Here is an 8,541-nt window from a genome sequence, read left to right as displayed (position 1 = left end):
CGTTAGGTCGGTCTTACGACCCTAGCTTCCGAGCAGGCCTTCGTATTTCTTCTTGAACCGACTCAGCCGTCCGCCGCGATCGACAAGGTGTTGGCCGCCGCCGGTCCAGGCCGGATGGGTCTTCGGGTCGATGTCGAGCGTCAGCGTGTCGCCCTCCACACCGTAGGTGGAGCGGGTCATATACTCCGCCCCGTCGGTCAGGACGACCTTGATCTGGTGGTAGTCGGGATGAATGTCTTTCTTCATCGCTTAAGCTCTGCGGGCAGAATTGCAAAGAGATTGCGCGACCCTATAACGCAGGCCGCATGAGCGCACAAGGGGCGGTTGGGTCGGCCTTGTGCGTAAGTCTTGATGCGCGTGGCCTAAAGCGGTTTATAAGAAGCCGATTATTGCTGTAGGGAGGGGATGTAAGGACCCATGCCACGAGGACTGAGGTCGAACGAGGAGGCCGGAGGCGCCGGCCGCCCCGCAGCGGGGCGCGCGCGCGTGCGCCCGTTGCTGACGCTGCACCCCTTCATTGCCCGCTACAAGGGCCACATCTTCGCAGCCCTGGTGGCGCTGCTCGTCGCCTCGGCGGCGACGCTTGCCATTCCGCTCGCGGTGCGCCGCGTCATCGACCATGGCTTCTCCGCCGCCGATGCGGCCTTCGTCAATCAGTATTTCGGCATGATGATGGCTGTGGTGCTGGTGCTGGCGGCGGCGAGCGCGGCGCGTTTTTATTTCGTCACCTGGCTGGGCGAGCGGGTCGTCAACGACCTGCGCAGAGAGGTGTTCGGCCACATCCTCGCCCTGTCGCCGGCCTTCTTCGACCGCACCCAGTCGGGCGAGGTGATCTCGCGGCTTGCCGCCGATACGACGCAGATCAAGTCGGCGGTCGCGGCCAGCGTCTCGATCGCGTTGCGCAATCTGTTCCTGCTCGTCGGCGCGGTGGTGATGATGGTGGTGACGAGCCCGCGGCTCTCCGGCCTGGTGCTGGCCGTTCTTCCCGTAATCGTGCTGCCGCTGGTCGGCTTCGGGCGCGCTGTGCGCCGGCGCTCGCGGATCGCGCAGGACACGCTGGCCGATGCGACCTCCTATGCCAGCGAAGTGATCGGCGCGGTCCGGGCGGTGCAGGCGTTCAATAACGAGAAGACGGCGACGGGCCGCTTCGCGCGCGCGGTGGAGACAGCGTTCGGCGCCGCCCGCTCCGCGGTTCGCGCCCGCGCTGCGCTGACCTTCGGCGCCATCGCGCTGGTCTTTGCCAGCGTCGTCGCGGTGCTGTGGTACGGCGCCCAGGACGTGCTCGCCGGCCGCCTCACCGGTGGTTCGCTGTCGCAGTTCGTGCTTTATGCGGTGTTTGCCGCTGGCGCCATGGGCGAGCTAAGCCAGGTCTGGGGCGAGCTGTCGCTGGCCGCCGGCGCGGCGGAACGGCTGACCGAATTGCTGGCGGTCGAGCCGGAGATCAAGAAGCCGGCGCAGCCGAAGCCGCTGCCGGTGCCAGCGCGCGGCGAGATCGTCTTTGATCGTGTCAAGTTCTCCTATCCCGGGCGTCCGGATGCGACGGTGCTGCGCGGCGTGTCGTTCAAGGTCGCGCCGGGCGAGACGGTGGCGATTGTCGGCCCCTCGGGGGCCGGCAAGAGCACGCTGTTTCATCTTCTGCTGCGCTATTACGACCCGGAATCGGGCCGCATCGCCATCGATTGCGTCAAGCTCGACGAAGCAGACCCTGTGGACGTCCGCTCCCGTCTCTCGGTGGTGCCGCAGGAGACGGCGATCTTTGCCGCCAGTATCGCCGAGAACATCCAGTTCGGTCGCCCCGAGGCAAGTGAGGAGGAGGTCCGGCAGGCGGCCGCCGCGGCGCTCGTCGACGAGTTCGTTGCTCCCTTGCCCGATGGCTACGAGACCCCTGTCGGGGAGCGCGGGGTGACGCTGTCTGGCGGTCAGCGCCAGCGCATCGCCATCGCCCGCGCGATTCTGAAGGATGCGCCGATCCTGCTGCTCGACGAAGCGACCAGTTCGCTCGACGCGGAAAGCGAGACCGCGGTCCAGGCGGCGCTGCAGCGGCTCATGGAGGGGCGCACCACGCTGGTCATCGCCCACCGGCTGGCGACGGTGCAGAAGGCCGACCGCATCCTGGTCATGGACGCCGGAAGCATCGTTGAGCAGGGCAACCATGAGAGCTTGCAGCGCAAAGGCGGGCTCTATGGCCGGCTTGCCAAGCTGCAGTTCGGCGCCGAGCCCGCGTCGGTCGCGGCCAAATAGGATCAGCGCTCGGTCAGCTTCAGTTCGATGCGGCGATTACGGCGCATGGCCTCCGCGTCGGCGCCTGGGTCGATCGGCTGGTGTTCGCCGAACCCGGCGGCGACGAGATGGGTCGGCGAGACGCCCTTGTCCATCAGGAAACGGACCACCGAGATGGCGCGCGCGGCCGACAGTTCCCAGTTGGAGGGGAAGCGCGCCGACTGGATCGGCCGCGCGTCGGTGTGCCCGTCGACCCGCAGCACCCAGGCGATGTCCGGCGGGATCTCCTCCTCCAACTCGAGAAGAGCGACGCCGAGTTTCTGCAGCTCCCCGCGGCCGGCCGGGTTGATTTCGGCCGAGCCGGAATCGAACAGCACCTCGGATTGAAACACGAACCGGTCGCCGACCACCTGGATGTCGGCGCGTTGACTCAAGATCTCGCGCAGCCGGCCGAAAAAGTCGGATCGGTAACGGGCGAGCTGCTGAACCTTCTGCGCCAGGGCCACATTGAGGCGGCGCCCCAGGTCGGCGATCTTGACCTGGCTCTCCTTGTCGCGGACCTCTGAGGCTTCGAGTGCCGTCTCGATCGCCGCCAGCTGCCGGCGCAGGGCGGCGATTTGCTGGTTGAGCAGCTCGACCTTGGCAAGGGCCGAGACGCTGATCCGTTTTTCCTCGTCGAGCTGGGTGGTCAAGGCGGCGATTCGATCGCCGGCCTGGCCGGCGTCGGCGGCCCGATTGTCGAAAAGGCCCTGCAGGCGGTCGCGCTCGGCCTCGGTGCCGGCGAGGCTGTCCTGCAGCGCGGCCAGCGTCTCCTCGACGGACTTCTTGCCGGCGCGCTCCAGCGCCAGCAGCTCGGTGAGCTCGGCGATCTGCGAATTGAGCCGGTTGAGGATGGTATCGCGGCCGGAAATTTCCTGGCTGAGGAAATACTGGGTCAGCATGAACATCGACAAGAGGAATATGATGACCAGCAGCAGAGTAGCCATCGCGTCGACGAAGCCGGGCCAATAATTGGCGCCGCCTTCCCGCCGCCTTGTACGTGCGATTGCCATTGACTAACCCTGCTTCTCACGCTCCTTGGCACGGCTTCCGAGCGTCGAAAGCATGCGCTTAACGTCCTGCTGCTGATCCGCCTGCGCCTCGACCCATTCGCGGATCATCTGCTGTTCGGCGCGCATGTGCTGGATCAGCGACTGGATGCCTTCGGCAAGTTGCGCCATCGCCGCCGTGGCGCCGCGCGTCGGGCCGCCGCCATCGGACATGGATCGGGCAAGTTGCTCGATGCTCTTCTGGATACCGGCGAGGTTCGCCATTTCCGGCTGCTCGCGTTCGCCCGCGATCTGGGCCGGCGTCAGGTCGGTGACCGTCGACAGCCAGTCCTCGAGGTCATTGTAGAAGCGGTTCTGCGCCTGGCTCGCCTGCAGGTCGAGAAAGCCGAGCACCAATGAGCCGGCAAGACCGAACAGCGACGAGGAAAACGCCGTGCCCATGCCGGCGAGCGGCGCCTGCAGGCCGGCCTTGAGGTCTTCGAAGATGACCCCGGTATTGGTGGCGGCGGCGTCGAGCGAGGCGATAGTCTGGCCGACCGAGCTCACCGTCTGAAGCAGTCCCCAGAAGGTGCCGAGAAGACCGAGAAAGACCAACAGCCCGATCAGATAGCGGGAGATGTCGCGGGCCTCGTCGAGGCGCATGGAGATGGAATCAAGGATCGAGCGCATCGCCGGCGCAGACAGCATCATCCGGCCAATGCGATCGCGCAGCATCATCGCCATCGGCGCCAGCAGCACCGGTGAGCGCGTCAGCTCCAGGCCCGGGTCGGCGACGCGGAAACTGTTTACCCAGTGCACTTCCGGAAACAGCCGAATCACCATGCGGAAGGCAAACGCGATGCCGATGAGGAGAACGCCGATGATCAGGCCATTCAGCCCCGGGTTGGACATGAAGGCGGAATGCACCTGCGGATAGAGAATTGCCGCGATAAATCCGGCAATAATCAGGAAGACAATCATCCGCCACAGAAAGGTCTGCGGGCTGGACAGCTTGTGCGAATCCGTCTGTGCGGCCATGCGACAAAGATTCCAATTCTGGCCAACTGATAGCGCGAAACAGCGCTGAAAAGAACCGGCAATTTATTGGCCTTATTATGGCAAGGACGCAACGGGCGGGCGTGACCTAGCGCCCGCTGCGCTTCTCAATGCGTCAAGGAGATCGCGATGGATGGTCTCGTTTCCGGCGAGGATGTCGCCGGTCTTGAGCATCGTGTCGCCGCCGCCAATATCGGTGACGAACCCGCCCGCCTCGCGAACCATGAGGATTCCGGCCGCCAAATCCCACGGCGACAGCCCGTGCTCCCAGAAGGCGTCGCAGCGCCCGGCCGCGACGAAAGCCAAGTCGAGCGCCGCCGAGCCGGTGCGGCGCAGCCCGGCGACCTTGCCCATCACGACCTCAAGCTCGCGCAGCATCAGCGCGTGGGCGCCGCGGCCGGAGTGTGGAATGCCTATGGTCACCAGGGCCAGGGAGAGGGAGGTGCGCGCGGCGACCCGGATGCGGCGGTCGTTGAGGAAGGCGCCCTTGCCGCGCTCGGCCGTATACAATTCGTCGAGGACCGGGTTGTAGATCACCCCGGCGACAAGCTGGCCCTCGCGCTCGAGCGCGATCGAGATGCAGAACAGCGGGAAACCGTGCAGGAAGTTCGTGGTGCCGTCGAGTGGGTCGACGATCCAGCGGTGGGTTTTGTCGTGGCCGGGTATGGCGCCGGTCTCCTCGGTGAGAATCGCATAACCAGGCCGTGCCCGCCCGAGCTCCTCGATCAGGATCTTCTCCGCCCGCAGGTCGGCGGCGCTGACGAAGTCGCCCGGCCCCTTGAGCGAGACCTGGAGGTTCTCGACCTCGCCGAAGTCACGCGCCAGCGTCCGGCCGGCCTTGCGGGCGGCCTGGATCATGACATTGATGAGGGCGGAACGGGCCATGTGCAGATTCCGGGTTGCTACTCGCTTCGGCGCACGTAACTGAGCTCGTTGGTGTCGACGACGATCTTCTCTCCGACAGAAATGAAGGGCGGCACCATCACTCGGACGCCGTTCTCCAGCACCGCCGGCTTGTAGGAGGAAGACGCCGTCTGTCCCTTGACCACCGGCTCGGCCTCGACGACCTGCAGCGTCACCTGGTCGGGCAGCGAGATTCCGATCGGTTGGCCCTCGTGGCTTTCGACGGTCACGGTCATGCCGTCCTGCAGAAAGGCTGCGCGGTCGCCGATAAAGTCGCTGGCGATCTCGAGCTGCTCATAAGTGTCGAGGTCCATGAACACGAGCTGCTCGCCCTGGGCGTAAAGAAACTGATAGTCCTTCTGCTCGAGGCGCACCCGCTCGACCGTTTCGGAGGCGCGAAAGCGTTCGTTGAGCTTGGTGCCGTCGATCAGGTTCTTCAACTCCACCTGATTGAACGCGCCGCCCTTGCCCGGCTTCACCGCCTGGCACTTGACCGCCACCCACAAGCCGCTCTTGTGCTGGACGACATGGCCGGGCCGGATTTCGTTGCCGTTGATCTTCATTGTCAAACCGCATGTAGGGATGGTTCGCGCAGGGCTCTAGCAGGTCTTCTTGGCCGCTGCATCCAAAAAGCACCGGTGCGGGCGCGTCGGCAGCCTTCACGAACGGATCAGCCGGATCACCCGTCGAAGAAACCGGCGTGGCGCGCGCGCAGCCAATCCCTGGCGGCTGCCGCGGCCTTGCTCTGCTGCTCCTTCGACAAGGTTTCCAGGTAACCGTCCAGCCAGGTGTCGCTTTTGCCTTCCTGGCGCGCGATCAAGTGCCACTTTGCAGCCTCGACCGGATCGATCAGAACGCCGCGGCCGTTCACGTAGAGATGGGCGATACGGTTCTGGGCGACCGGATTGCCGTGCTCGGCGGCGCGCCGGAGAAAAGCAGCGCCGCGGGCCTCGTCCTTTTGCACCCCGCGCCCCTTGAAGACCAAGATGCCGAAATCAAGCTCGGCGTCGGAAATTCCTTTTTCCGCCGCGCGTCCGATCCATTGGGCTGCCGCCATCGGATCGCGGGGCACGCCGGCGCCCTCGGCATAGAGCGTGCCGAGACCGTACTGCGCCTCGCCGTGGCCCTGCTCAGCCGCAGCCCTGAAATATTGCGCCGCCTTGGCGACGTCGCGCGCGACCACCAGTCCCTCGACGTAGAGCAGGCCGAGATTGTATTGCGCCAGATCGTGTCCCTGGTCCGCCGCCCCTTGGAGCTGGCGAATAGCCTCCTCCGCGTCGCGCTTGACGCCCTTGCCGTTCAGCAGCAACAGCCCGAGAGCGAACTGCGCCTCGCGGTCGCCCTGGGCGGCGGCAAGACGGTACCATTTCGCGGCTTCGCCGAAGTCGAGACGCACGCCGAGCCCCTTGGAGTACAGCTCGCCGAGGAGCGTCTGGGCTGCCCGGTCGCCTTTTTCCGCCAGCGGTAGGGCCTCGCGTTGGGCGGTCAGGTAGCGGCCAAGCTGGAAGGCGGTATAGGCCTTATCCTCCTGTTTGACCTCTTCCTCCGGCGCCGCCGCGCCGGCCGAGCCGGCAAGAAGCGCGGTCACCAGCAGGAATATGGCCGTGAGCCGGGTCATGGCGCGACCGCCATGTCTTGCAGGCATCCGCTCAATGCCTTGATGGCGGCGGCCGGGCCGCCCGGATCGGCCCACACCCATTCACCGACGGCGATGAAGTCGGCGCCGGCGGCGGCGAGCGCCGCGGCCTCTTCGGGGCCGGCGGCCGAGACCACGCAAGGGACTTGGAAGAGTTCGCTCCACCATTCGGTGAGGTCGCGAATGGTCGCGGCCGGAATCGCCCGCTCGCGCGCCGGGTCGGCTGAGCCGAACAAGACATAGTCGACGCCGGTCTCGGCAGCCAGCATCGCCTCATGGCGAGTGGCAAGGCCGCCTGCGCCGACCATCAGGCGCGGCGCGTGGGCCTTGTGCGCTGCGCGTAGCTCTTCGGCGCTTGCCTCAAGATGGACGCCGTCGGCGCCAAGGCGCTGGGCGCGTTCGCCATTGCCGCCGATGAGAAGCGGCGTTCCCCGCGCATGCGCGACCGGCAACAGCACCGCCGCCGCCTCTTGCCAGGGCGCATCCTCGACGCCGGCAAGCCACATGAGAACCGCGGCCACCTCGCCGGTGGCGAGCGCGTCCGCGAACCCCGGCGCCAGGGCCGCCGGGGCGAAGGCCGGCGGCAGCATCAAATAGAGACGCGGCTTGGACCTGGACATGCTTTCCGGCTAGGCCGCCTGCCGCTCCAGTTCCGGCGACCAGCCGCCGGTGGTGGCAAGCCCGTTCATGTGCGCGCGGTGCAGGAAGGCGCGCTGCGCGGCCGCGGCATTCTCGCGCTTGCCGCCCCAGGCCTTCAAGGGGGCTGCCTGCAGCGCCCGCCCGTAGGAGAAGGAAAGCGGCCAGGGGAGGGATTCCCCGAGCGCGTTCATCGCCGACAGGTGCGCGGTCGCCTCCTCGTCCGATTGGCCGCCGGAGAGGAAGGCGATGCCCGCCACCGCCGCCGGCACGGCCCGCTTGAGGCAGCGCACGGTCTTTTCCGCGACCTCGTCGACGCCGGCGCGGTTTGCGCATTTCTTGCCGGAGATGACCATGTTCGGCTTGAGCACGCTGCCTTCCAGGCGCACGCGGTGCTCGAACAGATCGGCATAGAGCTCTTTCAGCGTATACTCGGTCACTTCCGCGCAACGGTCGATATCGTGATCGCCGTCCATCAGCACTTCCGGCTCGACGATCGGGACGATCTCGGCCTCCTGACACAGCGCCGCGTAGCGCGCCAGCGCATGCATGTTGGCGCGGATGCAATAGGGGCTGGGCATACGGTGGTCGCCCTGGCGACCGATGTCGATCACGGCGCGCCATTTGGCGAATTTGGCGCCGAGCTCGCGATATTCGCCAAGCCGCTCGCGCAGGCCGTCAAGGCCCTCGGTGACCTTCTCGCCCGGCGCGCCGGCCAGTTCCTTGGCGCCCTTGTCGACCTTGATGCCGGGAAGCGCGCCCGTCGCCGCGATAACGTCGACGAGCGGCGTGCCGTCGGCCGCCTTCTGGCGGATCGTCTCGTCGAACAGGATGACGCCGGAGATGTGATTGCGCAGCGCTTCCTCGGTGCGGAAAAGCAGCTCCCGGTAATCGCGGCGATTGTCCTCGGTGGATTCGACGCCGATGGTATCGAAGCGCTTCTTGATCGTTCCGGAGCTCTCATCGGCGGCGAGAATGCCTTTGCCGCGCGCGACCATAGCGGCGGCGTTTTGGTCCAGTCTCTCAGTCATCGGTCTTCCTCTGATTCACGGCGCCGGCCTC

9 protein-coding genes are annotated in these 8,541 nt (G+C 66.3%); 1 reads left to right on the top strand and 8 read right to left on the bottom strand.

The features are described from left to right. Positions 1 to 21: 21 nt before the first annotated feature. Positions 22 to 246: a 50S ribosomal protein L31 gene (gene rpmE / locus Q8P46_11930; protein ID MDP2620862.1), complete on the bottom strand. Its 225-nt coding sequence runs from the start codon at positions 244 to 246 to the stop codon at positions 22 to 24. A gap of 171 nt (positions 247 to 417) precedes the next feature. Here rpmE and Q8P46_11925 point away from each other — a divergent pair, with 171 nt between their 5' ends. Then, positions 418 to 2,241 (top strand): ABC transporter transmembrane domain-containing protein, encoded by a 1,824-nt coding sequence (locus Q8P46_11925; GenBank protein MDP2620861.1) that lies wholly within the window; start codon positions 418 to 420, stop codon positions 2,239 to 2,241. A gap of 2 nt (positions 2,242 to 2,243) precedes the next feature. Here Q8P46_11925 and Q8P46_11920 read toward each other — a convergent pair whose 3' ends face one another. From Q8P46_11920 to Q8P46_11890, 7 genes are all read right to left on the bottom strand, one after another. Continuing rightward, on the bottom strand, positions 2,244 to 3,272 hold the full coding sequence (locus Q8P46_11920; protein ID MDP2620860.1) for a peptidoglycan -binding protein: 1,029 nt from the start codon (positions 3,270 to 3,272) through the stop codon (positions 2,244 to 2,246). 3 nt (positions 3,273 to 3,275) lie between these two features. After that, positions 3,276 to 4,286, bottom strand: a complete 1,011-nt coding sequence (locus Q8P46_11915; GenBank protein ID MDP2620859.1) for a flagellar motor protein MotA — start codon at positions 4,284 to 4,286, stop codon at positions 3,276 to 3,278. A 75-nt stretch (positions 4,287 to 4,361) separates the two neighbouring features. Continuing rightward, positions 4,362 to 5,189: an inositol monophosphatase family protein gene (locus Q8P46_11910; GenBank protein MDP2620858.1), complete on the bottom strand. Its 828-nt coding sequence runs from the start codon at positions 5,187 to 5,189 to the stop codon at positions 4,362 to 4,364. Positions 5,190 to 5,206: 17 nt separating this feature from the next. Further along, positions 5,207 to 5,770 (bottom strand): elongation factor P, encoded by a 564-nt coding sequence (efp, locus tag Q8P46_11905; GenBank protein MDP2620857.1) that lies wholly within the window; start codon positions 5,768 to 5,770, stop codon positions 5,207 to 5,209. Between the two features lie 116 nt (positions 5,771 to 5,886). Beyond that, complete coding sequence (locus Q8P46_11900) at positions 5,887 to 6,825, bottom strand: tetratricopeptide repeat protein (protein MDP2620856.1); 939 nt, start codon at positions 6,823 to 6,825, stop codon at positions 5,887 to 5,889. Then, a complete protein-coding gene (locus tag Q8P46_11895) occupies positions 6,822 to 7,463 on the bottom strand; it encodes a thiamine phosphate synthase (GenBank protein MDP2620855.1) in 642 nt (213 codons plus the stop codon). The genes Q8P46_11900 and Q8P46_11895 overlap by 4 nt, the downstream gene beginning before the upstream one ends. Before the next feature lie 9 nt (positions 7,464 to 7,472). Beyond that, the gene (locus tag Q8P46_11890) at positions 7,473 to 8,510 is read right to left on the bottom strand and encodes a class I fructose-bisphosphate aldolase (GenBank protein MDP2620854.1); all 1,038 of its coding nucleotides are present in this window, start codon (positions 8,508 to 8,510) and stop codon (positions 7,473 to 7,475) included. Between the last annotated feature and the right edge of the window lie 31 nt (positions 8,511 to 8,541).

It is taken from the genome of Hyphomicrobiales bacterium (assembly GCA_030688605.1).
Taxonomy (GTDB): domain Bacteria; phylum Pseudomonadota; class Alphaproteobacteria; order Rhizobiales; family NORP267; genus JAUYJB01.
This window is presented reverse-complemented; position numbering and strand designations above follow the sequence as displayed.